The 26,163-nt window shown below is 64.5% G+C and carries 24 protein-coding genes and 1 tRNA gene; 10 read left to right on the plus strand and 15 right to left on the minus strand.

Annotated features, from left to right (window positions below; all coding sequences use genetic code 11):
• The first annotated feature begins 179 nt into the window (after positions 1 to 179).
• Positions 180 to 932, plus strand: a complete 753-nt coding sequence (locus KBA48_RS14560; RefSeq protein ID WP_292907556.1) for a response regulator transcription factor — start codon at positions 180 to 182, stop codon at positions 930 to 932.
• A gap of 256 nt (positions 933 to 1,188) precedes the next feature.
• Here the strand turns inward: KBA48_RS14560 and KBA48_RS14565 are convergent, their stop codons facing one another.
• The 6 genes from KBA48_RS14565 to KBA48_RS14590 all read right to left on the minus strand — a co-directional run bounded on the left by KBA48_RS14565 (position 1,189) and on the right by KBA48_RS14590 (position 6,451).
• The gene (locus KBA48_RS14565; RefSeq protein ID WP_292907558.1) at positions 1,189 to 2,274 is read right to left on the minus strand and encodes an ATP-dependent 6-phosphofructokinase; all 1,086 of its coding nucleotides are present in this window, start codon (positions 2,272 to 2,274) and stop codon (positions 1,189 to 1,191) included.
• A gap of 80 nt (positions 2,275 to 2,354) precedes the next feature.
• The gene (locus KBA48_RS14570; protein ID WP_292907560.1) at positions 2,355 to 2,834 is read right to left on the minus strand and encodes a VOC family protein; all 480 of its coding nucleotides are present in this window, start codon (positions 2,832 to 2,834) and stop codon (positions 2,355 to 2,357) included.
• Positions 2,835 to 2,970: 136 nt separating this feature from the next.
• Positions 2,971 to 4,584: a M56 family metallopeptidase gene (locus KBA48_RS14575; protein WP_292907561.1), complete on the minus strand. Its 1,614-nt coding sequence runs from the start codon at positions 4,582 to 4,584 to the stop codon at positions 2,971 to 2,973.
• Positions 4,581 to 4,979, minus strand: coding sequence for a BlaI/MecI/CopY family transcriptional regulator (locus KBA48_RS14580; protein ID WP_292907562.1), 399 nt, complete (start codon positions 4,977 to 4,979; stop codon positions 4,581 to 4,583). Before KBA48_RS14580 ends, KBA48_RS14575 begins: the two co-directional genes overlap by 4 nt.
• A gap of 126 nt (positions 4,980 to 5,105) precedes the next feature.
• Positions 5,106 to 5,786, minus strand: a complete 681-nt coding sequence (locus tag KBA48_RS14585; RefSeq protein ID WP_292907563.1) for an MOSC domain-containing protein — start codon at positions 5,784 to 5,786, stop codon at positions 5,106 to 5,108.
• Positions 5,783 to 6,451, minus strand: a complete 669-nt coding sequence (locus KBA48_RS14590) for a MarR family transcriptional regulator (protein ID WP_292907564.1) — start codon at positions 6,449 to 6,451, stop codon at positions 5,783 to 5,785. The genes KBA48_RS14585 and KBA48_RS14590 overlap by 4 nt, the downstream gene beginning before the upstream one ends.
• Positions 6,452 to 6,923: 472 nt before the next feature.
• Between KBA48_RS14590 and serS the strand changes: the two genes are divergently transcribed.
• Genes serS through KBA48_RS14610 form a run of 4 tightly spaced genes read left to right on the plus strand, consistent with a single transcriptional unit; the run spans position 6,924 to position 10,900 of the window.
• The gene (gene serS, locus KBA48_RS14595) at positions 6,924 to 8,198 is read left to right on the plus strand and encodes a serine--tRNA ligase (RefSeq protein WP_292907566.1); all 1,275 of its coding nucleotides are present in this window, start codon (positions 6,924 to 6,926) and stop codon (positions 8,196 to 8,198) included.
• Positions 8,191 to 8,967, plus strand: a complete 777-nt coding sequence (surE, locus tag KBA48_RS14600) for a 5'/3'-nucleotidase SurE (protein WP_292907568.1) — start codon at positions 8,191 to 8,193, stop codon at positions 8,965 to 8,967. The genes serS and surE overlap by 8 nt, the downstream gene beginning before the upstream one ends.
• Positions 8,964 to 9,620 carry a protein-L-isoaspartate(D-aspartate) O-methyltransferase gene (locus KBA48_RS14605; protein ID WP_292907570.1) on the plus strand — a complete coding sequence of 219 codons (657 nt, stop codon included), beginning with the start codon at positions 8,964 to 8,966 and terminating at the stop codon, positions 9,618 to 9,620. Before surE ends, KBA48_RS14605 begins: the two co-directional genes overlap by 4 nt.
• Positions 9,617 to 10,900, plus strand: a complete 1,284-nt coding sequence (locus KBA48_RS14610; protein WP_292907572.1) for a LysM peptidoglycan-binding domain-containing M23 family metallopeptidase — start codon at positions 9,617 to 9,619, stop codon at positions 10,898 to 10,900. Before KBA48_RS14605 ends, KBA48_RS14610 begins: the two co-directional genes overlap by 4 nt.
• Before the next feature lie 246 nt (positions 10,901 to 11,146).
• Here the strand turns inward: KBA48_RS14610 and KBA48_RS14615 are convergent, their stop codons facing one another.
• The 3 genes from KBA48_RS14615 to KBA48_RS14625 form a co-directional block, all read right to left on the minus strand.
• Complete coding sequence (locus tag KBA48_RS14615) at positions 11,147 to 11,383, minus strand: hypothetical protein (RefSeq protein ID WP_292907574.1); 237 nt, start codon at positions 11,381 to 11,383, stop codon at positions 11,147 to 11,149.
• Between the two features lie 224 nt (positions 11,384 to 11,607).
• Entirely contained in the window at positions 11,608 to 12,018 is a 411-nt protein-coding gene (locus KBA48_RS14620) for a response regulator (RefSeq protein ID WP_292907576.1), read from the minus strand.
• Between the two features lie 210 nt (positions 12,019 to 12,228).
• A complete protein-coding gene (locus KBA48_RS14625) occupies positions 12,229 to 13,338 on the minus strand; it encodes a branched-chain amino acid ABC transporter substrate-binding protein (protein WP_292907578.1) in 1,110 nt (369 codons plus the stop codon).
• Positions 13,339 to 13,514: 176 nt separating this feature from the next.
• Here KBA48_RS14625 and KBA48_RS14630 point away from each other — a divergent pair.
• A tRNA-Leu gene (locus tag KBA48_RS14630) sits at positions 13,515 to 13,599 on the plus strand.
• 180 nt (positions 13,600 to 13,779) lie between these two features.
• Here KBA48_RS14630 and KBA48_RS14635 read toward each other — a convergent pair.
• Together KBA48_RS14635 and KBA48_RS14640 are read right to left on the minus strand one after the other, a co-directional pair.
• Positions 13,780 to 14,544, minus strand: a complete 765-nt coding sequence (locus KBA48_RS14635; RefSeq protein WP_292907580.1) for a class I SAM-dependent methyltransferase — start codon at positions 14,542 to 14,544, stop codon at positions 13,780 to 13,782.
• An 11-nt stretch (positions 14,545 to 14,555) separates the two neighbouring features.
• On the minus strand, positions 14,556 to 15,434 hold the full coding sequence (locus tag KBA48_RS14640) for an FkbM family methyltransferase (protein WP_292907582.1): 879 nt from the start codon (positions 15,432 to 15,434) through the stop codon (positions 14,556 to 14,558).
• Positions 15,435 to 15,790: 356 nt separating this feature from the next.
• Here KBA48_RS14640 and KBA48_RS14645 point away from each other — a divergent pair, with 356 nt between their 5' ends.
• The 3 genes from KBA48_RS14645 (at position 15,791) to mgtE (ending at position 20,181) form a co-directional block, all read left to right on the plus strand.
• Positions 15,791 to 18,082 carry an NADP-dependent malic enzyme gene (locus KBA48_RS14645; RefSeq protein ID WP_292907584.1) on the plus strand — a complete coding sequence of 764 codons (2,292 nt, stop codon included), beginning with the start codon at positions 15,791 to 15,793 and terminating at the stop codon, positions 18,080 to 18,082.
• Between the two features lie 68 nt (positions 18,083 to 18,150).
• Positions 18,151 to 18,771: a methyltransferase domain-containing protein gene (locus tag KBA48_RS14650; protein WP_292907586.1), complete on the plus strand. Its 621-nt coding sequence runs from the start codon at positions 18,151 to 18,153 to the stop codon at positions 18,769 to 18,771.
• A gap of 78 nt (positions 18,772 to 18,849) precedes the next feature.
• On the plus strand, positions 18,850 to 20,181 hold the full coding sequence (gene mgtE, locus KBA48_RS14655; RefSeq protein ID WP_292907588.1) for a magnesium transporter: 1,332 nt from the start codon (positions 18,850 to 18,852) through the stop codon (positions 20,179 to 20,181).
• Between the two features lie 123 nt (positions 20,182 to 20,304).
• On the opposite strand, the gene yajC is transcribed toward mgtE, so the two are convergent.
• Positions 20,305 to 20,646 carry a preprotein translocase subunit YajC gene (gene yajC / locus KBA48_RS14660; protein WP_292907590.1) on the minus strand — a complete coding sequence of 114 codons (342 nt, stop codon included), beginning with the start codon at positions 20,644 to 20,646 and terminating at the stop codon, positions 20,305 to 20,307.
• A 212-nt stretch (positions 20,647 to 20,858) separates the two neighbouring features.
• Between yajC and KBA48_RS14665 the strand changes: the two genes are divergently transcribed.
• Complete coding sequence (locus tag KBA48_RS14665; protein WP_292907592.1) at positions 20,859 to 21,716, plus strand: ATP-binding protein; 858 nt, start codon at positions 20,859 to 20,861, stop codon at positions 21,714 to 21,716.
• 9 nt (positions 21,717 to 21,725) lie between these two features.
• Here the strand turns inward: KBA48_RS14665 and KBA48_RS14670 are convergent, their stop codons facing one another.
• The 3 genes from KBA48_RS14670 to KBA48_RS14680 all read right to left on the minus strand — a co-directional run.
• Positions 21,726 to 22,766 (minus strand): patatin-like phospholipase family protein, encoded by a 1,041-nt coding sequence (locus tag KBA48_RS14670; protein ID WP_292907594.1) that lies wholly within the window; start codon positions 22,764 to 22,766, stop codon positions 21,726 to 21,728.
• 50 nt (positions 22,767 to 22,816) lie between these two features.
• Positions 22,817 to 23,599, minus strand: a complete 783-nt coding sequence (locus KBA48_RS14675; protein WP_292907596.1) for a 3-hydroxybutyrate dehydrogenase — start codon at positions 23,597 to 23,599, stop codon at positions 22,817 to 22,819.
• Positions 23,600 to 23,668: 69 nt separating this feature from the next.
• Positions 23,669 to 26,163, minus strand: a 2,495-nt coding sequence (locus tag KBA48_RS14680; RefSeq protein ID WP_292907598.1) for an AsmA-like C-terminal region-containing protein, incomplete at its 5' end; no start/stop codon positions are given.

Raw genomic sequence — 26,163 nt, forward strand, 5'->3', positions numbered from 1 at the left:
AACCCTAAAGGATAAAAGCTTCGAAATTCGATCTAATTTCATAACAACTCGGTTGCTTTGAAGAATATAAACAGATTCTGGATCAATTGACCAGAAGGAGGTTGCGAGAAGACTTAATCCGTATGAATATGTACGGGAGGTTAACGTTCGGGCGGCAGGCCCAATTGCTGGAGGTCACGATGACCATCGCTGTGCGCCGGGGCGGTCACCCGCTGCGTGTTGTGACCATGGATAATTATGTGCGTCCCTCCGGGATTGATGTTGTTTCCGGTGTGCGCCGCCGTTGTTTCCTGATCATCGATCCGCAGGCGCTGGTCCGTCACGGTCTGGCCCTGACGCTCGCATCCATGCATGATGGTGCGCAGACTTGGCAGGCGGGAACGCCGGTGGAGGCGCTGGCCATTCTGGCGCAGGCGACCAGCGTTCCCGATGTCGTGCTGATGGACGCGGATGGCCTGGGGCCGGAGCGGATGGCGGTCGTGGCCGATTTCCTGGGGCGGCTGCAGGGTATTCCCGCCATCATCATGTCATCCGCCTTCACCCCGGCGGAAACGCGGACCCTTTTGACCGCCGGTGCCGCCGCCTGCCTGTTGAAAAGCGATCCCAGCGCCGTCCTGGCGGAGGCTGTCTCGCTGGCCCTGACCCGCGAGGGCTATGTCCAGATGCCCTATGCCATGCTGACGCCATCGGTCGTGGTCCCGGCGGCGGAGGATCAGGCCGATTTTGCGTCGGTGTCCCGGTTGACCAACCGTCAGCGCGATATTTTCCGTCTGCTGCTGTCCGGCTGCTCCAACAAGGAGATTGCCCGGCAACTGGGCGTGCTGGAAGGCACGGTGAAGGTCCATGTCCGCGCCATGATGCAGAAGCTGGGCGCGCGTAACCGGACACAGATTGCCATCTTGGCGGCCCGCACGGGTTTCCGCGCCGACTGACCCTGTCGGGTGCCGTCTGCCTGGCGAAGGCGGGATGTAAGTATCAGCGCTGACGTGGTTGATGGCTGGGCAGCGCCCGGCCTTCGCCTTTTAATATGCCAAAGTCAGGCCGCTGACGCGTCTAGCCGCCGACGCGTCTAGGGCTCGACAGGTTCATATGGACTCGGGTTGATGTCGCCCCCACCATCATCCCCGTGATGAGCGGGGATGATGGTCGGAGCACGCTTCACCCTAAGCCGTCGGCATGAACCGGACGTTATGCATCCCCCACATAAATTCCCAGGCCGCGCGCCGTTTTCACCAGGGTCCCGTTGATATCCACCGCCGCATAGGTGGCGATGGCGTCCTCGATGGGGATGTCGATGACGCGGCGGTTGGACCAGGCGACCAGACGGTCGCTCTTGCCCTCGGCCAGCAGGTCGACTGCCGCCACGCCGAAGGCCGAGGCAAGCACGCGGTCATTATGGCCCGGCGGGCAGCCGCGCTGCACATGGCCCAGGACGGTGACGCGGGTTTCCGCTCCCGTGGCTTCCGCGATCAGATGGCCCAGATAATTGCCGATCCCGCCATAGCGTTTCTGCCCGTCGCTGAATTCCTGCTGGGCTTTCACACCTTCCATGGTCTTCACGGCTTCCGACACGACAACCAGGGCGAAGTTGCGGCCGCCGGCCTGGACCCGCTTGATCTTGTCGGCCACGCCCGCCACCGACCAGGGCAGTTCGGGCAGCAGGATCACGTCGGCGCCCCCCGCGATGCCCGCCGACAGGGCGATATGGCCCGCGTCGCGGCCCATCACCTCCAGCACCATGACCCGGTCATGGCTGGCGGCGGTGGGTTGTAACCGGTCCAACGCTTCGGTCGCTACCGCCACCGCCGTGTCGAACCCGACCGACATTTCGGTAATGCCCAGGTCATTGTCGATGGTCTTCGGGATGCCGATCAGCTTGATGCCGCCGATACGGGCCAGCTTGCGCAGGATGGCCATGGACCCGTCGCCGCCGATGCCGATCAGGCTGTCGACGCCCAGTTCGCGCAGGCCCCCGATGATCTCGTGGCTGCGGTCCTTCCTGGTGCCGTCGGGCATGGGATAGGCGAACGGATCGCCCTTGTTGGTGGTGCCCAGGATGGTGCCACCCTGGCGCATCATGGCCCCGTCCACGCGGTTCAGGTCCAGATTGAAATAACGGACGGGACGGGCCAGCAGGCCCTGGGTCCCGTCCTCAATCCCCACCACTTCCCATCCGTAATGGGCGGCGCGGTGGACGGCGGCGCGGATGACGGCGTTCAGGCCGGCACAGTCGCCGCCGCTGGTCAGGATGCCGATACGCTTGGCTGCGGTCATTGTCTTCCCCCTGGCTCTTGACAGGCAGGGTGCCAGTAAAGGGGGCAGCGGGGCAACCGTTCAGCGGCAACCTGTCGCCATCAACCCGCATTGCCGCTGGCCGCGGCCTCCAGCGTGGCGATGTCGAACTTCACCATCTTCAACATGGCCTCGGCCACGCGCTTGGACTGCGCCGGGTCGCCCATCATCAACTCACCCAGCCGCCTGGGCACGATCTGCCAGGACAGGCCCCAGCGGTCGCGCAGCCAGCCGCATTGTTCGACGGCCCCGCCCTCCGACAGGGCCGCCCACAGCCGGTCGATCTCCGCCTGATCATCGCATTCCACGATGATGGAGAAGGCGTGGTTGAACGGTTCCATGGGGCCGGCATCGATGGCCATGTATTGCTGTCCGCCTAGCGTGAAGGCGGCCAGCCGCACCGACCCGGCGGGACCCGACGGCGTGTCGGCCGGCAGCGGCGTGATCCAGTCCAGCGCCGAACCGGGGATCAGCCCGGTATAGAAGCGCACCGCCGCTTCCATGTCCTTTTCAAACCACAGATGCTGCTTCACGCGTGCCATCTTGTCCTCCGTTCCAGGGCCTATGATCAAAGGACGGGGCAGGGGGCACCATCCCGACAGGGCACATGAAAAAAAGGGCGCCCCGTATTCGGGGGCGCCCAAGGTGCAGCCGTTTCACGTCGATGGGGATCGAGGGTCAAGCGGCTGGGCCGAACCACATGCTGTCGAGCTTGCCGTCGGGGGTGACCAGCACCCACCAGTCGCGCACGCCCTTTTCATAGGTGGCGCGATAGACGTCCATGCCGCCCCCATCCACGCGCCGGAACTCCAAATTCTTCAACTCGCCCAGCGGCAGCATCTCCTTCTGGATCTTGGGCAGGACCGCGATGACGCCGTCGGCCCGGTCGGCAAGGATGCTGTCACGGTCGATCTTGCCGGCCTTGATCTGGGCGATATGGGCGCGCAGGGCGGCCTCGCTGCCGGGCAGGGGCTTGTTGGATTTGACCCGCTCGGCCAGCGCCTGTTCCAGGGCCTTGCCGGTGGCCTCATCAATGCGCGGGGCCGGCAGTTCATGGCCGTTCTGGTGCAGCACCACACCCGTCACCGTGCCCGCCGCATCGATCTGGAAACTGCCCTGCATGGGCAACTCCCTGGCGAAGAACTTGGTCGGGCTTTCGGGCAGCAGTTCCACCGGGTTCTGGCCGATGACATTGGCCAGCAAGCGGCTGCCGTCGCGATGGACCTTCAGGGGCCGGTTACTGGCGAACGGCATCTCGTAATAGCCCACGAACCTGTCATAGGCGGCCGGGTCCAGGGTGATGGCCTGACGCGGCTTCTGCTGTTCGGCCATACGTTCGGCCACCAGCGGGTCGACCTTGTCCACGCCGGTGGTGCCGGCGGTGGCCATGGCGGCCGGGGCCAGCAGCGCCACGACCAGGGCCCAGCGCCGCACATTCATGCGCAGCGGCAGGGCGCCGCCTTGCAGGATACGGTCCACGCGGGCGGCAACGGTGGCGGGGCGGGCCATGGCCAGCCCGGCGGGCAGGCGACTTGCCTTGGCCGCCATCTCCACCAGGATTTCAGCGTAATTCAAGCGATCCTCCATCTGTGCAAGAGCGTCGGTATCGCTGTTGGCCTCGGCAAGCTCAGCGAGATGGTTATTGAGCCACCAGGCCGCCGGGCTGAACCAGAAGACGGCCCGGTGAAAGGTGGCGAGAAGCAATGTGTAGAAATCACCCCGTTCCACATGCGAGGTTTCGTGCGCCAGGACGGCCCGGCGTTTGGCATCGGTCCAGCGGCCATGGTCGGGCGGCAGCAGGATGGTGCCCGCAATGGTCAGCGGTACGGCGATCCGGTCGGACACACGCACATCCCGCCCATCGGTCCAGAGGGCGGACAGCGGCATCGCCGCGTTGCGCAGCCGCAGGCTGACCAGCGTGCCCGCCGCCAGACGCAGCAGCATCGCCCCCGTGATGGCCAGATAGAGCGAGAATCCCAGGCTGCGCCAGTCGACCCAGGCGAGCCGGTCGATCTCCACCGGTCCGGCCCCGGCCATCGCCGCCGGGCCGGTCTCCACCAGCTCCACCGCGGGCCGCAGCCAAAGCCGGATGCCATCCATGGGCACCATCATGGCGTCCGCCGGGGCCAGCCGCATCAGCAGCGGCATCACCAGCGCACAGCCCAAAACCCCGACCCAGACGGCCATGCGGGTGAAGGGATTGTCGATGCGCAGCAGGCGCAGGCCCAGGCCCGCCACCCCCATCAGCACGGCGGACCGCACGGCCGCCTCCAGCAGCAGCGTCAGCATCATCCCCCCTTTTTGCGCGCCTTATCGATCTTTTCGGCCAGGGCCTGAAGCTGTTCGGGCGACAGCATGTCGGTCTCCACCATGCCGACCACCACATCCTCCGCCGATCCGCCGCAGAACCAGTCGACGATGCGTTTCACGGCACGCGCGGCCACCCGGTCGCGCCCTTCGGCCGCCCGATAGATGAAGGTCCGGCCCTCCACGTCATGGGTGAGATATCCCTTCTCCTCCAGACGTTTCAGGACAGTGCGGACCGTGGACTCCTTCAATGGGCGGCTGAGCATCTCTCGCACCGCATCGGCATTGACGGGCCCACGCCGCCAGACCAGGTCCATGATCTCTCTTTCAAGATCGCCCAGGTCCGACGGATTGTGATCTTGCGTAGTGCTATCGTTCATAGTGCTACAGTCTGTAGCATTACGAGTGGTCACGGACAAGCGGATTCCGCACATCTCCCTGAAAGGGGGGGGCGGGTGAAACCGGAAGGACGATGCGGACGGTGCGTCAGGGGCGATTCGCCAAACTCATCCCCGCAACCGGGGTTCCCAATCCTCGACGGCGGCATTGGCCAGCCGGTTGCCCGCCAGTCGCCGCAGGCCGGCGCTGGCCCCGGTCAGATTGGCCAGTTCGTCCAGCGCGTCCCGGTCCAGCGTGTCGACATAGAGTACGCGCAGGGTGCGGGCCAGCGTCCAGGCCGGGTGGGGCCGGTCCAGCAGGGTGAAATTGTCGCCCTGCCGGACCTCGCCTTCCGACAGGACGCGGTAATACCATCCCGTGCGGCTGGTTTTCTGCAGCAGGCGTGGCAGCACCGGCAGGCCGAAGCGCACGCCCAGCTTCCAGCAGGGCTGCCGCGCCTGCGCCAGTTGCAGCCGCGCGTCGCCCAGCCCCACCACATCCCCCAGGCAGACATCCGCCTCCGTCACGCCCGCGACACAGAAATTCTCGCCAAAGGCACCGGGGGCGGCCAGCACGGGGGCCATGTCCGGCTGTTCGGCGGCCCAGGCGGCGTAATGGTCGAACGGGTAGAGATGCACGGCCTTGTCCGGCCCTCCATGCACCTTGGCATCACCCACCCCGTCGCCATTCAGCCCCAGGGTCCCCAGAAAGACCGGTCCCGCCACGGGACGCCGGGCCGCGATGGAACTGGGCACCTGCTTGTCGCCCAGCGGCTGCGGCATGCCGGTCAAAAGATGGTCCAGGATCATCGTGCTTCTCCCCGATCGTTCAGGAACCCGGCCCAGACCTCGTCGGCGACGGGCAGGGGGGCGGGGGATTGTTCCGGGCAATCCAGCCGCAAATGCCGGTCGCCCAGCGGCGCGCCGACGAAATGGCAATGGTGCGGCAGGTCCGATCCCGGACGGACATTCGGCTGGAAATATTTGCAGTCCAGGCACATGCGACTGACCGGCACATGCCCGGCGCGTTGCAGCGTGCGCACCAGCCGCAGCATCAGGCGCAGCAGGGACAATTGGTCCGATGCCGGCATGTCACCCAGCGCGTCGATCAGGAACAAGGGCCCGCCCCCGAACCGGTCGGCCAGCTTCAACCCGTCCCGCGTGGCCAGCACCAGATTGCCGCGCCCGTCACCGGGGGCGGCCACCCGCATGGCCAGACCCTTCTGGATCAGGGTGGTGGTGGCCTCGCTGGCGGTCGGCGCCTTCACCCCGATGCGTGCCGCGATGGTCACGGGCCGCAGCCCGTCGGGATTATCGCGCAGCAAGGTCAGGATGCGGGCCTGCGTGGCCGTCAGCCCGTGCGGCGTGGCATCGCGCCAGTCATTGGCCTTCAACGCCGCCGCCACCCGCACGAACCCATCCGCCAACCTGTTGGCCGCCGGCTCGCTCAACCGGTCGAACATGTCCTCGATCATGACACCCCAGCCTTTGGTTGCGGGGATTCATATTCGGACTCCGAAATTTTGGCAAGGGCGAAGCGGTGCCGCGCGTTGTATGACAGCGCTTCACAGAGAGGGGCACCGCGCCCTCACCCTCCCACCCGCTGACGCGGGCGGGCCCCTCCCTCTCCCACTCCCGTGGGCGAGGGGCGGTTTCAGGTGCGACGGGGAGGTTCCACCCCTCGCCCGCTTGCGGGAGAGGGAGGGGCCCGTTGGCGCCAGCCAACGGGAGGGTGAGGGGATGACGGTTCCCGTTGGCGCCAGCCAACGGGAGGGTGAGGGAACAACACTCCGTTGGCGTCAGCCCCCCCCCCCCGACGCCAGCCAACAAATGAACCCGAAATCAACCCCGCCCATATCCACCGCCCATTCCCCTGTCGGTGCTTTACGCGCTGCCCTATCCGCCCCTATAAACGGGCACCGATTGACCCTTTGCATCTGGTTTTCCATGCACGACATTCGTTCCATCCGCGACAATCCCGCAGCTTTTGATGCCGGCATGGCCCGGCGCGGCGTGGAACCGCTGTCTTCCCGCATCCTGGAACTGGATCAGGAGCGTCGTTCCTGCCAGACGCAGGCGCAGGAGCTGCAGGCCCGCCGGAACGAGGCGTCGAAACTGATCGGCGCCTATAAGAAGGACGGCAAGGACGCTCAGCCCCTGCTGGACGAGGTGGCGGCGATCAAGGAAAAGATGCCGCAGTTGGAAGAGCGGGAGAAGGAACTGGGGGCGGAACTGGACCGGATCCTGGCCTCCTATCCCAACATTCCCGCCCCGGACGTGCCGGATGGCAAGGATGAGCATGACAATGTCGAAATCCGCCGCATCGGCATCCCGACGGAAATCGCCGGTGCCAGGCAGCATTTCGAACTGGGCGAAGCCCTGGGCCTGATGAGCTTCGATCTGGCGGCCAAGCTGTCGGGCGCGCGGTTCACGGTGCTGCGGGGGCAGTTGGCCCGGCTGGAACGCGCCCTGGGCGATTTCATGCTGGACATCCACACGACCGAGTACGGGTACGAGGAAGTGTCCCCGCCGTTGCTGGTCAAGGATGATGCCGCCTTCGGCACCGGCCAGTTGCCCAAATTCACCGAGGATCTGTTTCAGACCACCAACGGTTTCTGGCTGATCCCGACCGCCGAGGTACCGCTGACCAATCTGGTCAATGACGCCATCCTGGATGGGGAAGAACTGCCCCTGCGCCTGACGGCCCGCACCCCCTGCTTCCGGTCCGAAGCCGGGTCCGCTGGCCGCGACACGCGCGGCATGATCCGTCAGCATCAATTCTACAAGGTGGAAATGGTCTCCATCACCCGCCCCGATCAGTCGGCGGCGGAGCATGAGCGCATGACCGACGCGGCGGAAACCGTGCTGAAGCGGCTGGGCCTGCCGTTCCGCACCGTCACCCTGTGTTCGGGCGACATGGGTTTCACGGCGCAGAAGACCTACGATATCGAGGTCTGGCTGCCCGGCCAGGGCGCTTATCGTGAAATCTCCTCCTGCTCCAACTGCGGTGATTTCCAGGCCCGCCGCATGAAGGCCCGCTTCCGCGCCAAGGGGGAGAAGGCGACGCAGTTCGTGCATACGCTGAACGGCTCCGGTACCGCCGTGGGCCGCTGCCTGATCGCCGTGCTGGAAAATTACCAGCAGGCCGACGGATCGATCCTGATCCCGGAAGCGCTGCGCCCCTATATGGGCGGGCTGGAACGGATTGCCGCCCATGGCTGAGTTCGACTTCACCGGCACGCGCATCCTCATCAGCAATGATGACGGCATCCATGCCCCCGGTCTGGCGGTGCTGGAGGCCATTGCGCGCGAACTGACCGACGATGTCTGGGTGGTGGCGCCGGAGACGGAGCAATCCGGCGCTTCCCACTCTCTCACCATGCACCGGCCCCTGCGCGTGCGGGAATTGGGGGAGAAGCGGTACGCGGTCGATGGCACGCCCACCGACTGTGTGCTGCTGGCCATCAACCATTTCATGGCGGATAAAAAGCCGGCCCTGGTCCTGTCGGGCATCAACCATGGCAGCAATCTGGGCGAGGATGTGACCTATTCCGGCACCATCGCCTGCGCCATGGAGGCGACGTTGCTGGGCGTTCGCGCCATCGCGATGAGCCAGCGCATGCCCCATGGCGGCCCGCCCAACTGGGCGGTGGCGCAGGCGATGGGGGCACAGGTGGTGCGCAAGGTGATGGCCGCCGACTGGCCGAAACTGGTCCTGATGAATGTGAACTATCCGGATGTGGCCATCGGCGATGTCACGGGCGTGTATGTGGTCCGCCACGGCAACCGCAAGATCGGGGACGAGCTGGATGAACGGGTCGATCCGCGTGGCCGCCGCTATTTCTGGATCGGCGCGGCGCGGGGGGATGATGATGTGCCCGCCGACACCGATGTGCATGTCGTCAACCATGGCGGCATCGCGGTCACCCCCATCTTCCTGGATCTGACCCATTACGGGTGTCTGGAGAACCTGAAAGGGGTCTTCGCATGACCGGGGGGGCGGGGCGCAAGATCAGGCTGCTGATGTTGCTGCGCCGCCAGGGGGTGACGGACGTCAATGTGCTGCGGGCCATCGAATTGATCCCGCGCGAATTGTTCGTGCCGCGCCCGTTTCGCGACCAGGCCTATGAGGATACGGCCCTGCCCATCGGCCATGGCCAGACCATCAGCCAGCCGCAGGTGGTGGGCCTGATGACCCAGGCCCTGGAACTGACCGACCGGCACAAGGTGCTGGAGATCGGGACCGGGTCCGGTTATCAGGCCGCGATTCTGGCCAAGATCGCGCGGAGGGTCTATACGATTGAACGTCACCGTCCCCTGGCGCAGGAGGCGGAACAGCGATTTACCGCCTTGCGTCTGCATAATATGACGGCCAGGGTGGGGGATGGCATCCGGGGATGGCCGGAAGCCGCCCCCTTTGAACGGATACTGGTCACCGCAGGTTGCATAGGAAACCCGCCTCGTGAACTAGTGGACCAACTGGCGGTTGGTGGTATCATGGTGATCCCCTTGGGGCCGGATCATCGCGCGCTGAATGTTGTGCGGATCCGCCGTGACCAGGATGGATTGAAGCGAGAGGTACTGTGGCCCGTCAGGTTCGTTCCCCTGCTGCCGGATGTCGCCCCGGACCCGGTGCCGGCATGATGACCGGTTCACGCCTTGCCCTGGCCGCACTCCTGTCGGGCCTGCTGCTCTCCGGCTGCTCGACGGAAGGGGATTTGCCCAGCAAGGCGGCGCGCGCGCCGGCAGCCCCCATCAATTCCATCTTCGTGTCGCGTGGCGACAATCTGTACAAGCTGGCGCAGCAATATAACGTCCCGGTCCGCGACCTGATCGAAGCCAACGGCCTTGTTGCCCCCTATGTGCTGCAACCCGGTCAGCGGCTGCTGCTGCCCTTGCCCAAGGTCTATGTGGTGAAGACGGGGGACACGCTGTACGGCCTGTCCCGGCAATATCAGGTGGATATGGCCGAACTGGTCCGTCTCAACGGCCTGCAGCAGCCCTATAATCTGAAGGCGGGGCAGACATTGCGCCTGCCGGGGCAAAGCCCGATGGCCGGCACCGCCGTGGCTGCTGCGGCACCGTCGCCGCCCCTGCCGGCGCCGGTGCCCGTGCCCGCTACCAAGCCGGCTACCCCGGCCCCCGGTCGCAAGCCGGACCTGCCGCCCGCCGCCAGCTCCAGCCCGGCGGAACGGGCACAGCGTCCCGCGGTGGAGGTGGCAACCCTGCCGCCGCCACCCACCACCACCACGCCGGTCCCGTCGCCACGTCCCGCCATCACGGCTCCGGCTGCTGGTGCCGCCGCCGGCCGTCGCGGGGTGGAAGCGGAAAGCCTTCCGCCCCCTGGCTCCGCGTCAACGGCGCAGGCGGCCCCCGTCACGCCCGACCGCCGGCCGGCCACGCCCGCGTCCCAGGCTGCGGCACCGGCCTCTGCACCGGCGCAGACCCTGGCCCCGGCCCCCGTGGCGGAGGCGCCGCCGGCCCAGGTGGCCGCTGTCACCCCGCCACCGCCACCGCCCAAGGATGACGTGCCGCCGGCCCGCGCCGGCAACCGGTTCCTCTGGCCCGTGAAGGGTCCCATCCTGTCCGGATTCGGGGAAAAGCCGGGGGGCCTGCGTAATGACGGCATCAATATCGGCGCGCCCAAGGGCACGGCCGTGATGGCGGCGGACAACGGCATCGTTGCCTATGCTGGCAACCAATTGAAATCTTTCGGAAATCTGGTTCTGATCCGCCATGATGGCGGCTGGGTCACCGTCTATGCCCATCTTGACGCCATCGCGGTGGAGCAGGGGCAGCGCGTGACGCGGGGGCAGGGGATCGGCACGGTGGGCCAGACCGGCAATGTCCGCTCCGCCCAACTGCACTTCGCCGTCCGAAAGGGCGAACAGGTGCTCAATCCCATCGATCAGATGGAAAAATAGACTTCTCATACCAAGAGCCGTGGAGCATGGCTCTTGGTATGTGCATTCGCCCTCATGCGCCGGGCGCCGCCATCCGGCGGCTTGGGCTTACGCGCACATGGGTGCGCGGGCCGCCAGTCGGCGGCCTCCAAGGGTCATGGTCCATGACCCTTGCTATAAAACAAAGGCTTGGCCCTGGGTCTGAAAAGCAAAGGGCCGGGCACCCCGACGGTGCCCGGCCCTGCTCAGATCGCCCGCAGGCTGATCTTACTTGTTGCCTTCCGGCGGGGTGGTCGGGGCCGTGCCCTCGGCCGGAGCGGGGGTGGTGCCTTCCGCGGGGGCGGCCGGGGCTTCTGCCGGGGCCGGCGCGGGTTCTGCGGCCGGTGCCGGCTGCTCAGCCGCCGGGGCCGGAGCCGGGGCGGGGGCGGCAGCCTCTTCCTTCTTGCCGCAGGCAGCCAGACCGACAACCATCAGGCCGGCAAAAACCAGGGGAAGCACGCGCATTGTTCGCTCCTTCGCTTATATGTGGCCAGTGTAAGGGGCCCATCCCCCCAACACCGGGTACGCTTCAACGCTCCAACCTTGAAGCTTTGAGGTTCCGTTGACAACAGGGGCGATGCAGTTTTCCCCAGGAATTGCGTATTTTCCTGGCAGTCTGCCGCGCCTACCGCTGCCTACATGGGCAGGATCTCATTCAATTGCGGCAAAGCCATGCCCAATGCAGGAAATTATGTTGGCTCATTGCCCATATTCTCGGCCAGCCGCGCCCGCGCCTGTTCCAGCGCGGACTTTAGCTGTAGGGCGGAATAGGGTTTCTGCACAAAACCCAGGGGCCGGGTCTGTGCCACCCGCTCCATCGTATGGTCGTCGGCATAGGCCGACAGGAAAATGCAGCGGATCCGCAGTTCCTGCCAGAGGCGCTGGGCCACCTGGACGCCGTCACTGGTGCCGCGCAGCCGGATATCCATGAGGGCCAGTTGCGGCCGTTCTGCCTGGGCCACGGCCAGGGCCTCCAGCTCCGAAGCCGCGATGCCGACCACGTTATGGCCCAACTCGCTGACCGTCAGCCTCACACCCAACGCGACCAGGGCATCATCCTCGACGATCATCACCTTCAGCGGGGCGGCGGGTAAGGTCACCTCTTGTCCCTTTTCCTTTAAATCAAGGCGCGAATCCACCGGCGATCGGCAAATGGCTTGACCCATAGGTTGATAAGACAGCCCGGCGGGGCGGGCAACCCAGCCACTCGGTCAACGCACTAAGCCAAAAGAATGTATCTGATCAAAAGGTATAGACCTCCACGCGAGGCGCCTCCGGCCTTATCGTCGGCCGGAGGCGCCTTACAAGGATCATTGACCGGGGATCGGGGTATATTTGCCGTTGCTCCAACGGTAGACGACATAGTCGGTGATCTTGCGATCCCCCTTCGCATCGAAGGACAGGGGCCCGATCACCGTCGTATAGACGCCGTCGCGGATGCTGGCCGCCACCTTGTCGGCATCCACCGTCTTCGCCTTGACCGCGGCCCCGGCCCAGACCTGCACGGCTGCGTAGGTGTACAGCGTATAGGCTTCCGGCTCGAATCCGGCGCCACGGAAACGCTTCACCACGTCGGCAGCTTCCGGCTTATCGCGATATTCGTTGCCGAAGGTGACCAGCGCGCCTTCGGCCGACGCGCCGGCAATGTTCCAGAATTCCTGGTTCACAACCCCGTCGCCCGACATGAAGATTGCCTTCAGACCGGCATCCGCCATCTGGCGGACCAGAAGGCCGGCCTCCGTATGCAGGCCGCCGAAATAGACGACGTTGACGCCGGCATCCTTCATCTTGGTGACCAGGGCCGACATGTCGCGGTCACCGACATTCACGGCATCGAACATGACCTCCTTCTTGCCACCCTTGTTCAGCGCGGCGCGCGTGGCTTCGGCAAGGCCCCGGCCATAGGTGGTCTGGTCATGGATGACGGCGATCTTGCCATCCTTGTGATTCTTGGTCAGCCAGGCGGCGGCGACATCGCCCTGCTGGTCGTCGCGCCCGCAGGTGCGGAAAACGGTGGTAAAGCCCTGCTCGGTCAGTTGCGGGTTGGTGGATGCCGGGCTGATCATGATGATCCCTTCATCCGCGAACACCTTGGAAGAGGGAATCGACACGGCGGAATTGAAGTTGCCAAAGGCGGCAACGCCGCCCTGGGTGGCCAGCTTGTTGGCGATGGCAACGCCCTGGCTGGGGTTGGAGGCGTCGTCCAGATTGACCAGCACCAGTTTTTCACCCAGCAGCCCGCCCTTGGCATTGATGTCGGCGACCGCCATCTCGGCGCCACGGCGCATCTGTTCGCCGAATACCGCGTTGGGTCCGGTCAGCGGTGCCACCAGCCCGACAACCGTGTCGGCCAGCGCCGGCACAGCGGTCAGCATGGTGGCGGCGGCCAGCGTTACGGCCAGGGTCTTCTTCAAATTCATTGTCGCCAATCTCCCATGGGGGCGTGGAACTTGGTCCGAAGGCTATCACGCGGGGCCGACCTGTTAAATCTGTTGCTTGGCCATGAAGGTCGTTATTGGTGCTTGAACCGTGTGGCGCGATTTGCTATCCAGCGCTCCACCAGACGGCAAGCCTGTCTGGTTTTCGACATGTGCTTGCGGCCGTGGCGGAATTGGTAGACGCGCAGCGTTGAGGTCGCTGTGGGGCAACCCGTGAAAGTTCGAGTCTTTTCGGCCGCACCATGATCAAGACGCGAAAGCCCCGGAACAGCGATGTTCCGGGGCTTCGTGCTTTCAGGACTCATTCTTTTCGATGGGTGCGGTTGGGGGGCGACGGGATTGCCCTGTTCCGCAATGATCTGGAAAATGCCAAGGGCCGCGCGGTTTCCCGGCGCGGCCCTTGGCTACCAAACCGGCATACGGTCAAGCGGCTGGAACCACGGCCGCCACCCCCCGTTCCAGGATGGCCTGTGTCAGGCTGTTGCTGCCATAGACGTCGCAGAACACATCGAACCCTTCCGGGAACTCTTCCGACGCCAGCGCGATACCTGATGGCGTGGCGAAAAAGATCTGGGCGGGAATGGGGTTGCGGCTGACAGCGGCGGATAGGCCCTCCACCATCTTGTGGGCCAGCACATCGTGGAAGCCATAGATGGTGCGGCGGTGACCGAACGGCCGCAGGCTGTCGAAATCCTTCTGGACGGCGTCATTGGTATGCAGGCCGTCAACAAAGGCGAAATCGATGGCGCCACCCAGTTCGCGCTCGATGATTTCGGCATTGTTTTCCGGCGAACTGCCCTTCACCACCTTGACGTTCAGGCCTTCGGTCTGGGCAATGGTATTCGTCGCCTCGATCCAGCGATCGGTGAACGGCTCCAGACCGATCTCGATTGCCACCACTTTGGCCTGTGGATTCATCAGGGCCAGGGCCAGCGTGCTGAAGCCGAAGCTGTTGCCGATGATGAAGATGTTCTTGAAATCGGTCAGGCTGCTCAGCGACTCAAGGAAGGCGATTTCCCGCATCGCGATGCCCAGATGGTAGGTCTGGTTCAGATGCCCGACATAGAGCCGCGTGAAGACAAAGCTGTCCGTCTTCATGTATCCCGGCTCCAGCTCCGAGGAGAGCGTGTAACCGTTCTTCTTGTAGATTTCGAACAGGCGCAGCGCCACCGCTTTGGACTTGGCCATGATGTCGTTCCTTATTTCCAGAAGCCAAGATCGACGCCGGGCCCCTTGCCACGATTGAGATAGCCCAGGACTTCGCTGGTCGACACGATCGTTTCCGGCTGGTCCAGGATGACCTTGTTCTTATAGCGGTCCAGGAAGGCCGTGAATTTGGCCATGTCGAACGCCGGCTTGTCGATATTCTCAATCTCGATCACGCCGCCGATCACGTTGTCCCAGACCTCGTCCGGCAGCAGGGTGATGATCTTTTCGTCATAACCCTGGGTATCGGACTTGTAGAAGATTGGCAGGCCGTCTTCCAGCCAGCGGCGTGCCTCCACGGCGGCATTGATCACCTTGACCTCCGTCGCGCCCTTGGTCTGTGCGCCGGCCAGATCGTCGGATACCAAGCTGTTATTGCCGCAATTCTGCAGGTCCAGGAACAGCCGGAAGACGCCATCCGTCTCGGCCAGCCCCACCATTTCCGGCACGACATTGTTGAAGCAGGCGACATTGTGCAGCAGGCAGGCGAAATTGTCAGGCTCCGGCTCATAGGCAAAGGCGCGTTTGACATTGTCGCACCAGCCCAGAACCTGACGGGTGAACAGCCCCATATTGGCCCCCACATCCACCACAACAGCGGCCGGTACGGTTTCCAGCAGCTTCTTGGCGAACAGCAGTTCCTCGATCTGCCAATGGTGATTGGCCAGAATCGCGGGAGTGATGGCGGAATCGCAACGGGTACGGATCGTGGCCGTACTGGGGGATGCGCTTGCCTGCGCGTAAAGGCCGCGCCCCGGCCGTGGCTGGAATTCGATGTTCAGGACACCGAGTTGCACGCGCATGAAATCGATATGGGAACGAAAGTTGTTCCAGAAAGTGGCCTTATCATTAACGCCGTCGGGCAGAGACATCGCATCGCTTCCTTTGCGCGGGCTGGGCGCGGCCGCCGGAGATGAAGATAACGCGGGGGATATTACGGCTGCGCCCATCACTGCGGAGCATTACATAAATAAAATGGAAAAGGGAACAGGTGACCGAGAGTTGCGCGGCGGATTTTGCTTCAGTCCATTTATCACCAGATAGTAAAGAGCCTGCCGATCCCTCCGCGCCCCCTTGTCTGCGATGCGGGCAAGGCTATCGTCTGATCCTGGCCATCGGGGCTGATCCCTGCGGATCGCATCCCCCAATGGCTGGACAGCGGCGGCTGTCCGGGCCTAACTAGGGACCAACAAAAATCCGTTCAGGTTTGTTGGGAGTTCACCCTGAAATGACCGATGCCTTCCGTGATGCGGCGCTGGATTATCACCGTCTTCCCGTTCCCGGCAAAATCGCCGTAACGCCGACCAAGCCGCTGGCGACACAGCGCGATCTGGCACTGGCCTATTCCCCCGGCGTTGCGCATGCCTGCGAAGCCATCGTGGAGGACGAGGCCAACGCCGCCAAATATACCAGCCGCGGCAATCTGGTGGCGGTCATCACCAACGGCACGGCCGTGCTGGGCCTGGGCGATATCGGTCCGCTTGCGTCCAAGCCGGTGATGGAAGGCAAGGGTGTCCTGTTCAAGAAGTTCGCCGGCATCGATGTGTTCGACATCGAGATCAGCGAGAAGGATCCCGACAAGCTGGTGGATGTCATCGCCGCGCTGGAGCCGACCTTCGGTGGCATCAATCTTGAAGATATCAAGGCGCCCGAATGCTTCTATGTCGAGAAGCAGTTGCGCGAGCGCATGAAGATCCCTGTCTTCCACGATGACCAGCATGGAACCGCCATCATCGTGGCGGCTGCCATCACCAATGCACTGAAGCTGACGGGCCGGGATTTCGCTTCGGTCAAGCTGGTCTGCTCCGGTGCCGGGGCGGCGGCGCTTGCCTGTCTGGATCTGTTGGTCGATATGGGCCTCCCGGTGGACAATGTCTGGGTCAACGACATCAAGGGTGTGGTCTATCAGGGCCGCACCGAACTGATGGACCCGCGCAAGGAGCGTTACGCCAAGCCCACCAACGCCCGCACGCTGGACGACATCATCGGCGATGCCGACATCTTCCTGGGCCTGTCCGCTCCCCGCGTCCTGACTCAGGACATGGTGAAGAAGATGGCGGCCAATCCGATCGTGATGGCGTTGGCCAACCCCACCCCGGAAATCATGCCGGACGAAGTGAAGGCCGTGCGCCCGGATGCCATCGTCGGCACCGGCCGTTCGGACTTCCCCAATCAGGTCAACAATGTCCTGTGTTTCCCGTTCATTTTCCGCGGGGCGCTGGATGTCGGGGCCACCACCATCAACGAGGCGATGAAGATCGCCGCCGTCAATGCCATCGCCCGGCTGGCCCAGGCGGAGGTGCATGATGTGGTGGCCATGGCCTACGGCGAAGCGCCGCCCAGCTTCGGTCCGGAATACCTGATCCCGCGCCCCTTCGATCCGCGCCTGATCCTGGAAATCGCCCCGGCCGTGGCGCAGGCGGCAATGGATAGCGGTGTCGCCACCCGTCCGATCAAGGATTTCGACGCCTATCGCGAACAACTGGGCCAGTTCGTCTTCCGCTCCGGCCTGCTGATGAAGCCGGTCTTCGCCAAGGCCAAGGCCGATCCGCGCCGCATTGCCTATGCGGAGGGCGAGGAGGAACGGGTGCTGCGCGCCGCCCAGCAGGTGCTGGAAGACGGCATCGCCCAGCCGATCCTGATCGGCCGCCGGGAGGTTGTGGCCCGCCGTATCGAAAAGTTGGGGCTGCGTCTGCGCCTGGGCGAGAATGTGCGCCTGATCGACCCGCAGAATGATCCCGCCTATAATGATTACTGGCAGACCTACCATCGCAAGATGGAGCGCAACGGCGTTTCGCCCGACCGCGCTCGTCAGGTGGTGCGCACCAACCCGACCGTCATCGGTGCGCTGATGGTGGAAAAGGGTGAGGCGGACGCCCTGGTTTGCGGCACGGTCGGCCTGTATGACTGGCACATGAAGCATGTGAATGACGTGATCGGCAAGAAGCCGGGAGCCCGTGTGATGGCGGCCCTGTCGGTGCTGATCCTCAATCGCGGCACCTTCTTCCTGACCGACACCTATGTGAATGCCAACCCGACCGCCGCCGATCTGGCCGACATCACCGATCTTGCGGCGGAGGAGGTGCGGCGGTTTGGCCTGTCGCCGAAGATCGCGCTTCTGTCCCATTCCAGCTTCGGCAGCCACAATGACGCTTCCGCCGTGAAGATGCGGGAGGCGTTGCAGGCCATCACCACCCGCTATCCGAACCTGGAAGTGGAGGGCGAAATGCATGCGGACGCGGCCATCAGCCCGGAAATCCGCAGCCGCATTTTCCCCAACAGCCGGCTGCACGGTTCCGCCAACCTGCTGGTCATGCCCGACCGCGACAGCGCCAACGTTTCCTTCAACCTGTTGAAGGTTCTGGGCGATGGCCTGACGGTGGGACCTGTGCTGCTGGGCACCGCAAAGCCGGCACATATCCTGACCCCGTCGGTCACGGTCCGTGGCATTGTCAACATGTCGGCGCTGGCGGTTATCGACGCGCAGATGCACAATTCCACCGTCGCGCAGGAGCGTTGACGACATTCGGGCGGGCCGCATGAACGCTGATTGCGGCCCGTTGAACATTGTTGAAACAGGACGGCGATATGATGGTTGAGTTGAAGCGCTTCCTTCATGTCGGCTGCGGTTTGAAGCGGCGTCATGAAACAACCCGGGCCTTTGCCAGCGATGGCTGGGAAGAGGTGCGCTTCGACATCGATCCGGCGGTTGGTCCCGATATCGTCGGATCGATGGTCAATATGGAGATGGTGTCGTCCGGGTCGATGGACGCCATCTTTTCCAGCCACAATATCGAGCACCAGTATTTCCACGAGGTGCCGGTGGCATTGGCCGAATGCCGGCGGGTGCTGAAGCCGGATGGGTTCCTGATCCTCACCTGTCCGGATCTGCAGGGCATTGCGGCGCTGGTGGCGAAGGGCAAGCTGATGGAGCCTTATGCCGTTTCGCCGGCCGGCCCCATTTCCGCGATCGACGTCCTTTATGGCCATCGTCCCTCCCTGGCCTTGGGGAACCACTTCATGGCGCATCGCTGCGGCTTCACGCGTGACAGCCTGGCTCATCTTTTGCAGCAGGCCGGGTTCCAGGCGGTTGCCGGTATCGCACGGGGACATCCCTTCTATGATTTGTGGATGGTCGCGTCGAACGTCCCATTGCTGGGCCCTGAACTCCGTGTCTTGGCAAACGCCCATTTCCCGGAACAGCGTTAGCAGGCTGCCGATCGTCCCGGTCGGCGATAACTCGATCGAGGTCAGGTCTTGACGGTGCAGGAGCCCGAAAGGGCGCAGATGCATTCCATTTCGGATTTTCTGGATGCCGGGGATGCGCAAAGCGCGGCCGCGGCGCTGGCGGAACTGCATCCATCGGACATTGCCGACCTGTTGGAACAGGCGGACGAGGATCGGCGTGAATTGCTGATTGTTCTGTTGCGCCCGCAATTTGACGCGGAAATCCTGACCTATCTTTCCGTGGACCTGCGTGATGAGGTGATGGAACGGCTGGAGCCGAAGGCTCTGGCCGCCGCCGTCGCGGAACTGGACACCGACGATGCGGTCGATGTCATCCAGGATCTGGACGAAGAGGCGCAGCGATCGATTCTCTCCAACCTGCCGCCGGAAGCGCGGGCGCTGGTGGAGGAGGGGCTCACCTATCCGGAATACTCGGCCGGCCGTCTGATGGGCCGGCAGTTCGTCTCCGTGCCCGAATTCTGGACGGTTGGCGGCCTGCTGGATTTTCTGCGTGCCGCGGCCACCACGGATGACAGCGACCTGCCCGAGCAATTTTACGACATTTTTGTCGTTGACCCGATGCACCGGGTCATGGGCAGCGTACCGCTGTCGCGGGTGCTGCGGGCCAAGCGCGGCGTCAAACTGGCCGATATCCTGCACGATGATATCCACCGCATCCCCGTGACCATGGATCAGGAGGAGGTGGCCCGCCTTTTCCGCAATTACGGACTTGTATCCGCGCCGGTGATGGACCGGAACGGGCGGCTGGTCGGCGTGATTACCGTCGATGACGTGGTGGACGTGATCGAGGAGGAGGCGGAGGCTGACCTTCTGGCCATGGGTGGTGTGGGCGAGGACGACCTTTACCGTGCCGTGCTGTCGACCGCGCGTTCGCGGTTCCGCTGGCTGGCCTTCAATGTCGTGACGGCGTTGATTTCGGCCACGGTCATCAACCAGTTCACCAGCACCATCGCCCAAGTGGTGGCCCTGGCGGCCCTGATGCCCATCGTTGCCAGCATGGGGGGCAATGCCGGCACACAGGCATTGACCGTGGCCGTGCGCGCGCTGGCAACCAAGGAACTGACAACTGCCAATGCCGCCCGGGTGATCGGCAAGGAAGTGCTGGTCGGCCTGTTGAACGGTCTGGCCCTGGCCTGCATTGTCGGGGGCATCGCCTATCTATGGTTCGGCCATTCCCTGATCGGTGTGGTGATCGCGGGTGCGATGGTCATCAACCTGATCTGTGCGGGGCTTTTCGGTGGCCTGATCCCGTTCGTGCTGGACCGGATGAAGATCGATCCGGCCGTGGCCTCAGGTGTGTTTTTGACCATGGTCACCGACGTGGTTGGCTTTCTGGCCTTCCTGGGACTGGCGACGTTGATCCTGCTCTGAATCGAAAGGGCCCGATGCCGGTGCGATCCGGATCGGGCCCTTTCCCATGCTGACCTGACGCTGAGGAGACTTCAATCGTCCTCAACGCCGGCCACAAAGGGTCATTGTTCATGACCCCATATATTACTTCTCGTCCACCTTGGCGGGTTCGGTCTTGGCCAGTACGCTGGTGATCGTGGAGCGCAGGACGCGGACACGGACATTCTCGGCGATTTCCACCGTAACCTCGTCGTCGGCGACCTTGACGACGCTGCCGACGATGCCGCCGCCCGTCACGACCTTGTCACCCCGGCGGAGCGCGTCCAGCATCGACTTGTGCTCCTTCAGCTTCTTCTGCTGCGGACGGATCAGCAGGAAATAGAAGACCACGAAGATCAGCACCAGCGGGGCCAGCGACATCAGGGATTCCATGCCGCCACCCGGCGCACCGGCAGCGGCCTGGGCATAGGCCGTGGAAATGAACATCAACTGCTCCTCGAATTCTTAAAAACTGCCGGCGGCGCCGGCTGCGGGGACTATACAAGCCATCGGGGCCGTTGCAACCGAAACCGGCCAACTGCCATGCGGCAAGCGGGCTTCGGCCAGCCGCCAGCCCCATGCTAGCGTGCGGGCACCTCATCTGGCCCCGGCAGCAGGATCGTGCAAGGGGCACCACCTGTGTTTAGAGCGACATGATCATGGCCGAACAGGATATTGCCGCCCTTTTGTCCCGTATCGCCGACGCGTTGGACCGGCTGGCCCCACCCGCCCGGCCGACGGGGGACCTGTCGGCGGCCGACGCCTTCGTCTGGCATGCCGACAGCCTGTGCCTGTCCCCCGTTGCCCGCGTTGCCCATGTCGATTACGACCTGCTGAAGGGCATCGACCGGCAGAAGGCGCAGTTGCTGGAAAATACCAGCCGCTTTGCACGCGGGCTGCCGGCCAACAATGCCCTGTTGTGGGGTGCGCGCGGCATGGGCAAAAGCTCCATCGTCAAGGCGGTGCATGCGCGTGTGAACCGTGATGCGCCGGGCACGCTGGCCCTGGTGGAAATCCACCGTGACGACATCCCCACCTTGGGCCGGCTGCTGGAGGTGCTGCGCGCCAGCGACCGCCGCTGCGTGCTGTTCTGCGACGACCTGTCCTTCAGCCATGATGATGGTGACTACAAGTCGCTGAAGGCGCTGCTGGAGGGCGGGATCGAGGGACGGCCCGACAATGTCGTGCTCTATGCCACGTCCAACCGCCGGCACCTGATGCCGCGCGACATGATCGAGAATGAGCGGTCCACCGCCATCAACCCGTCGGAAGCGGTGGAGGAGAAGATCAGCCTGTCCGACCGTTTCGGTCTGTGGCTGGGGTTCCATGCCTGCGATCAGGACAGCTATTTCGCCATGGTCGAAGGCTATGCCGCCGCCCACGGCCTGGACCTGACGGTGGAACAGTTGCGCGCGGCGGCCGTGGAATGGTCGGTGACGCGCGGCAACCGCTCCGGCCGCGTCGCCTGGCAGTTGATCCAGGATCTGGCGGGTGCCGCAGGCAAGAAGCTGGGGTGAAATCCGGTATCAGCGCACAAACAGCGGGCCGGTTTCAAAGCTGCTGCGCTGACCCAGATCCTTTTCGTACCGGGCCAGCCAGTCGTCGGCAGCGGCCCGGCCCGTATCGCGCAGATCGGTCAGGAAGCCCCAGTCGGCGTTCAGCTTGCTGGACACACCCAGATGGGCCATGCGTTCCTCCGCCTCGATCCGGTGCAGGTGGATGGGCCGCATGCCCGACGCTTCCGTGGTCATCGCCCCCTTGGCCAGCAGGCCATTCACCAGCTCGATCGACCGTAATTCCCGCAAGAAAGTGGAATTGAAGCTGATTTCATTGATCCGGTCGACGATGGCGGTCGGGTTCTTCGGTACATCCGGCCGATCGATCGGCGTGACCTGAACGATCAGGATATCGTTGGTCCGGCATTGCTTGATCAACGGGTCCAGCACGGGATTGCCCATGTAACCGCCGTCCCAGTAATGCTCCCCGTCGATCTGCACCGCCTGGAACAGGAAGGGCAGGCAGCCGGTGGCCAGCAGGCAATCGACCGACAGATCCTGGCCCTGGAACAGCCGCAAGCGCCCGCGCTCGACATTGGTGGCGCTGACGAACAGGCGCATGTCCCGCGCTTCTCGCAGCACCTTGAAATCGATCAGCCCGTCCAGCACGTCGGCCAGCGGGTTCAGCCCCAGCGGGTTGAACTGATAGGGCGACATCATGCGGATCATCAGGTCGAACCCGGCATAGACCGGGTGTGCCTCCACATTCGGATTGCCGGTCAACTGCGTCAGGAAGGACGGAGACAGGGGTCCGAAGGCGTTGGCTTTCGCCACGCGCCGCCAGAACCGGTGCAGCAGGTCCCGCGCCGCCTGCGGCCCGCCCGTCAGCCAGCCGCAGGACATCAGCGCCCCGTTCATGGCGCCGGACGACGTGCCGGAAATCGCCTCCACATCCAGACGGTCCAGTTCCAGCAACCGGTCCAGCACGCCCCAGGTAAAGGCCCCGTGTGACCCGCCCCCCTGCAATGCAAGACCAACACGGGGGCGGGCGACGGTTTTTGATCGGGTCATGATGAACTTTGTCTGGGGGAACGAGAGGAAGACTGTGTAGGGACAGGATATTACTGAGCGGTCCAGCCGCCATCCACGGTCAGGGCGGCACCCTTGATATTGGCGGCGGCCGCCGACGACAGGAATACGGCCAGATCGCCGAGTTCGTCGGGCGTTGTGAACTGCTTGGACGGCTGCTTTTCCGACAGAAGCTTCACCTTGGCCTCAACCTCGCTGATGCCTTCGCGGGCGGCCAGGGCGTCGATCTGCTTCTGCACCAGCGGGGTCAGCACCCAGCCGGGGCAGATGGCGTTGCAGGTGATGGCACTTTCGGCATTCTCCAGCGCCACCACCTTGGTCAGGCCGATCACGCCATGCTTGGCGGCGACATAGGCGGCCTTGTTGACGCTGGCCACTAGACCATGCACCGAGGCGATATTGATGATGCGGCCCCAGCCCTTGGCCTGCATATGCGGCAGGGCGGCCTGGATGCCGTGGAAGACGGCCGACAGGTTGATGGCGATGATGCTGTCCCAGCGCTCGGCCGGAAAGTCGGTGACCGGGGCCGTATGCTGGATACCGGCATTGTTGATCAGGATGTCGACCGCTCCCAGGGCGGCCGCCGTCTCATCCACCATGGCCTTGATCTGATCGGGCTTGGTCATGTCGGCACCGGAATAGCGGGCCTTGACGCCGAATTCCGTTTCGATGCCGCTGCGTACCGCCTCGATCTCCGCCGTGTCGCCAAAGCCGTTCAAGACCACATCGGCACCCGCCGCGGCCAGCTTGCGTGCCACGCCCAAGCCAATGCCGCTGGTGGAGCCGGTGATGATGGCAACCTTACCCTTCAACATGATGGCACTCACTCCCTGGTGGCTCATGATTCCGTTGCCTGCGACTTGAATACTCATTCGACTCGTAAATCAAGGGGTCCGTTTCAACCGGTCGAGGATTCCCTGCACCGTGCCGTCCTGCTGCGGCTTGGCTGCGGGCTTGGTCTCCGGTTTGGCCGGTGGTGGCTTGGCGGGGGCTGCCGGTGCGGGTTTGGCCTTTGCCGCCTCCGCCGCAGCGTCAGCGGCGGCCTGTTTGGCCAGCCGTTCCGTTTCCCGCGCACCCAGCCATGTATCGGCATTGGCCAGTTCCAGGGTGCGCACGGCAGCTTTTTCGGGACCGGCCAGTTTCAGGGCCATGGCGGGCGCGTCCTTGGGGCTGGCCGGCTGCAGGCTCAGGCCCAGATCCAGCGTTCTGTCTTGCCAGGACCAACGCCCGGCGCCGCTGATCGTGCCCAGGGGGCCTTTGGCGTCAATAGCGCTCAGGGCGGCGGCACGTTCGGCCAGGGCGAAGGACAAGGAAAGCGTCTGGAAAGCCGTCTCCCCATTGGCACGCAGGGCGGCGCGCACCTGTGTCGGCCCCTTCGGACCGCCTTCGGCCAGACGTTTGCTGACCAGCGCCATGTCCAGCCCCGTGATGCCGCCATCCCGCAGGCCGATCTTTCCTTCGCCGGTCAGCGCCGACAGCAGGGCGCGCGGTGTCTGTCCGGCGCCGGTGCCGGTCAGGGTCAGGTCGAACCGCCCGCCCTTCACACCCAAGGATGTGTTGCCGAACCCATCGGGCAGGACTGCATCCTTGATACCCAGCGCGACGCTGCCCGACAGCGGGACCGGCCCCGGTTCCTCATCCGTGGCCAGCGGGGATTTCTCCGTCTGTTCCAGGGCACCCGTCAGGGTGACATCACCGCCCTGCCAGCGAGCGGTGGCGGCATCCAGACGGACCAAGCCATTGCCGATGCTCAGGGGCAGGCTGGCATTCAGCAGTTTTTCCCCGCCCAGCGTCAGTTGCGGGATCGACAGGTCCAGCTTGCCATTCAGCTTGCGTGTCCAGCCCAGGTTCCAGGCATCGCCTTCCTGCGTCAGGGCGGGCATCAGCAGATCGGCATCCAGCACCGACAGCGACAGTTTGCCGTCCAGCCGCGCCGCCCCACCCTCTGCCGGGCCGGGTGTCCAGGTCAGGGCACCGGCGGCGTTATGGCCCGCGAACTGTCCCTGGATACCGTCCATGACCAGGGTGCCGCCGACAGGTCCCGTGATGCCGCTATACAGATCCAGCGGCCCCAGGGCGCCGCCCGTCCGCCAATCAGGCACCAGCAGGCGCAACAGGTTGCCGGTATCGGGCAGGCTGCTGCGCAGTTTCACATCCAACTGCGCGTCGGTCTTGGCCGTGGGATTGCCGATGCTGCCGCCCACCTGCGTGCTGCCGCCCAACGCGTCGGCGCGAATATCGACGGCCAGCCTGCTGGCGTCCCCGACCAGCCGCGCCTCGACAACCACGGGTCCCAGCCGTTCGGCAAGGACCGGGTCCGGCCGCCCCAGGGCACGCAGCAGGGGGGCCAGCGACGGCCCCGACCCGGTCAGCGTCAGGTGGGAGCTTTCCCCCTCCTTGTCCGACAGGTGTCCACTGGCCTTCACATTGATGCCGGCCACCCCATTAGCGGCAAGATTGCGCAGGGTCAGGGCATTGCCGGTCCAGCCTGCATCCAGGATCAGCCCCTCCACCGGCAGCCCCTGCGCCACCAGTTGCTGCGCTTTGGCCTCCAGCGTCAGATCCAGACCGTCGAGCAGGGGCTTCAGCGTCGGCCACAGGGGCGGGGCATCCGTCTTGCGATAGGCATCCAGGTCCAGCCGGTCCAGATCGACACGCAAGCCAACGCCCGTGCGGTCGCGCCGCGACAGAGTGATGGCGCCACTGAATTTTGTCGTATCCACCGTACCGACGGCATCGGTCAGGGCAAAATCCAGCGGTTTGCCCGACAGTTTCCCCGTCAGGCGGGCCTGCCGCAGCCGTTCCAGGGGGACGGTGTCCACCGCTACCCCGGCCCAGGCCAGCATATCGCGCAGGCTGTCGGATTTCAGATCGATATCGGCACCCAGCACCGGCTGATCCGCGCTGAAATCGGCAGCGCCCTTCAGGGTGAGGATGGTTGAGCCGGGCAGGGTGGCGGACAGTTCCGCGTCGCCCAGCACCCCGTCGCCCAGGCGCCCGACCAGCCGCAGGTCGCGCAGGATGTCGCCCCGCCACCGCCCCTGGTCGGCCAGCAGGTCCAGTGACAGGTTGGCCCGCATCAAGCCGGATTTCAGCCCCGGCAGATCGGACCCCAGCCCATCCAGATCCAGCGCCGTGAAGGCCAGGACGATGGAACCCGTGCTGTCGCTGTGGCGCGGCAGTTCCACGCTGCCCGTGGCGCGGCTGTCGCCCCATTGCAGCTCGATCCCGTCCATGCCGACACTCTGTTTCGTCAGGGACAGGCGGCCGCGCAATGACAGGGCGGGGGCCGTGCCGCTGCGGGCATCCCCAGGAAGTTCGATGCCGGCCAGATGCTGTGCCAGATGCAGGACAGGGGCGGCATCGAACTTCCTGGGGA

Source organism: Niveispirillum sp. (assembly GCF_017996735.1).
Classification (GTDB): Bacteria; Pseudomonadota; Alphaproteobacteria; order Azospirillales; family Azospirillaceae; genus Niveispirillum.

What these genes read in the sequence shown, in the direction of transcription:
- KBA48_RS14565 (WP_292907558.1), bottom strand. Translation starts at nt 2,274, where the DNA reads ATGACCGCAGCCAAGCGTATCGGCATCCTGACCAGCGGCGGCGACTGT.
- yajC (WP_292907590.1), bottom strand. Translation starts at nt 20,646, where the DNA reads ATGTTCATTTCCACGGCCTATGCCCAGGCCGCTGCCGGTGCGCCGGGT.
- KBA48_RS14640 (WP_292907582.1), bottom strand. Translation starts at nt 15,434, where the DNA reads ATGTCTCTGCCCGACGGCGTTAATGATAAGGCCACTTTCTGGAACAAC.
- KBA48_RS14615 (WP_292907574.1), bottom strand. Translation starts at nt 11,383, where the DNA reads ATGCGCGTGCTTCCCCTGGTTTTTGCCGGCCTGATGGTTGTCGGTCTG.
- KBA48_RS14570 (WP_292907560.1), bottom strand. Translation starts at nt 2,834, where the DNA reads ATGGCACGCGTGAAGCAGCATCTGTGGTTTGAAAAGGACATGGAAGCG.
- KBA48_RS14610 (WP_292907572.1), top strand. Translation starts at nt 9,617, where the DNA reads ATGATGACCGGTTCACGCCTTGCCCTGGCCGCACTCCTGTCGGGCCTG.
- KBA48_RS14650 (WP_292907586.1), top strand. Translation starts at nt 18,151, where the DNA reads ATGATGGTTGAGTTGAAGCGCTTCCTTCATGTCGGCTGCGGTTTGAAG.
- KBA48_RS14580 (WP_292907562.1), bottom strand. Translation starts at nt 4,979, where the DNA reads ATGAACGATAGCACTACGCAAGATCACAATCCGTCGGACCTGGGCGAT.
- serS (WP_292907566.1), top strand. Translation starts at nt 6,924, where the DNA reads ATGCACGACATTCGTTCCATCCGCGACAATCCCGCAGCTTTTGATGCC.
- KBA48_RS14585 (WP_292907563.1), bottom strand. Translation starts at nt 5,786, where the DNA reads ATGATCCTGGACCATCTTTTGACCGGCATGCCGCAGCCGCTGGGCGAC.
- KBA48_RS14635 (WP_292907580.1), bottom strand. Translation starts at nt 14,544, where the DNA reads ATGGCCAAGTCCAAAGCGGTGGCGCTGCGCCTGTTCGAAATCTACAAG.
- KBA48_RS14625 (WP_292907578.1), bottom strand. Translation starts at nt 13,338, where the DNA reads ATGAATTTGAAGAAGACCCTGGCCGTAACGCTGGCCGCCGCCACCATG.
- KBA48_RS14675 (WP_292907596.1), bottom strand. Translation starts at nt 23,599, where the DNA reads ATGTTGAAGGGTAAGGTTGCCATCATCACCGGCTCCACCAGCGGCATT.
- mgtE (WP_292907588.1), top strand. Translation starts at nt 18,850, where the DNA reads ATGCATTCCATTTCGGATTTTCTGGATGCCGGGGATGCGCAAAGCGCG.
- KBA48_RS14575 (WP_292907561.1), bottom strand. Translation starts at nt 4,584, where the DNA reads ATGATGCTGACGCTGCTGCTGGAGGCGGCCGTGCGGTCCGCCGTGCTG.
- KBA48_RS14665 (WP_292907592.1), top strand. Translation starts at nt 20,859, where the DNA reads ATGGCCGAACAGGATATTGCCGCCCTTTTGTCCCGTATCGCCGACGCG.
- surE (WP_292907568.1), top strand. Translation starts at nt 8,191, where the DNA reads ATGGCTGAGTTCGACTTCACCGGCACGCGCATCCTCATCAGCAATGAT.
- KBA48_RS14645 (WP_292907584.1), top strand. Translation starts at nt 15,791, where the DNA reads ATGACCGATGCCTTCCGTGATGCGGCGCTGGATTATCACCGTCTTCCC.
- KBA48_RS14590 (WP_292907564.1), bottom strand. Translation starts at nt 6,451, where the DNA reads ATGATCGAGGACATGTTCGACCGGTTGAGCGAGCCGGCGGCCAACAGG.
- KBA48_RS14670 (WP_292907594.1), bottom strand. Translation starts at nt 22,766, where the DNA reads ATGACCCGATCAAAAACCGTCGCCCGCCCCCGTGTTGGTCTTGCATTG.
- KBA48_RS14560 (WP_292907556.1), top strand. Translation starts at nt 180, where the DNA reads ATGACCATCGCTGTGCGCCGGGGCGGTCACCCGCTGCGTGTTGTGACC.
- KBA48_RS14605 (WP_292907570.1), top strand. Translation starts at nt 8,964, where the DNA reads ATGACCGGGGGGGCGGGGCGCAAGATCAGGCTGCTGATGTTGCTGCGC.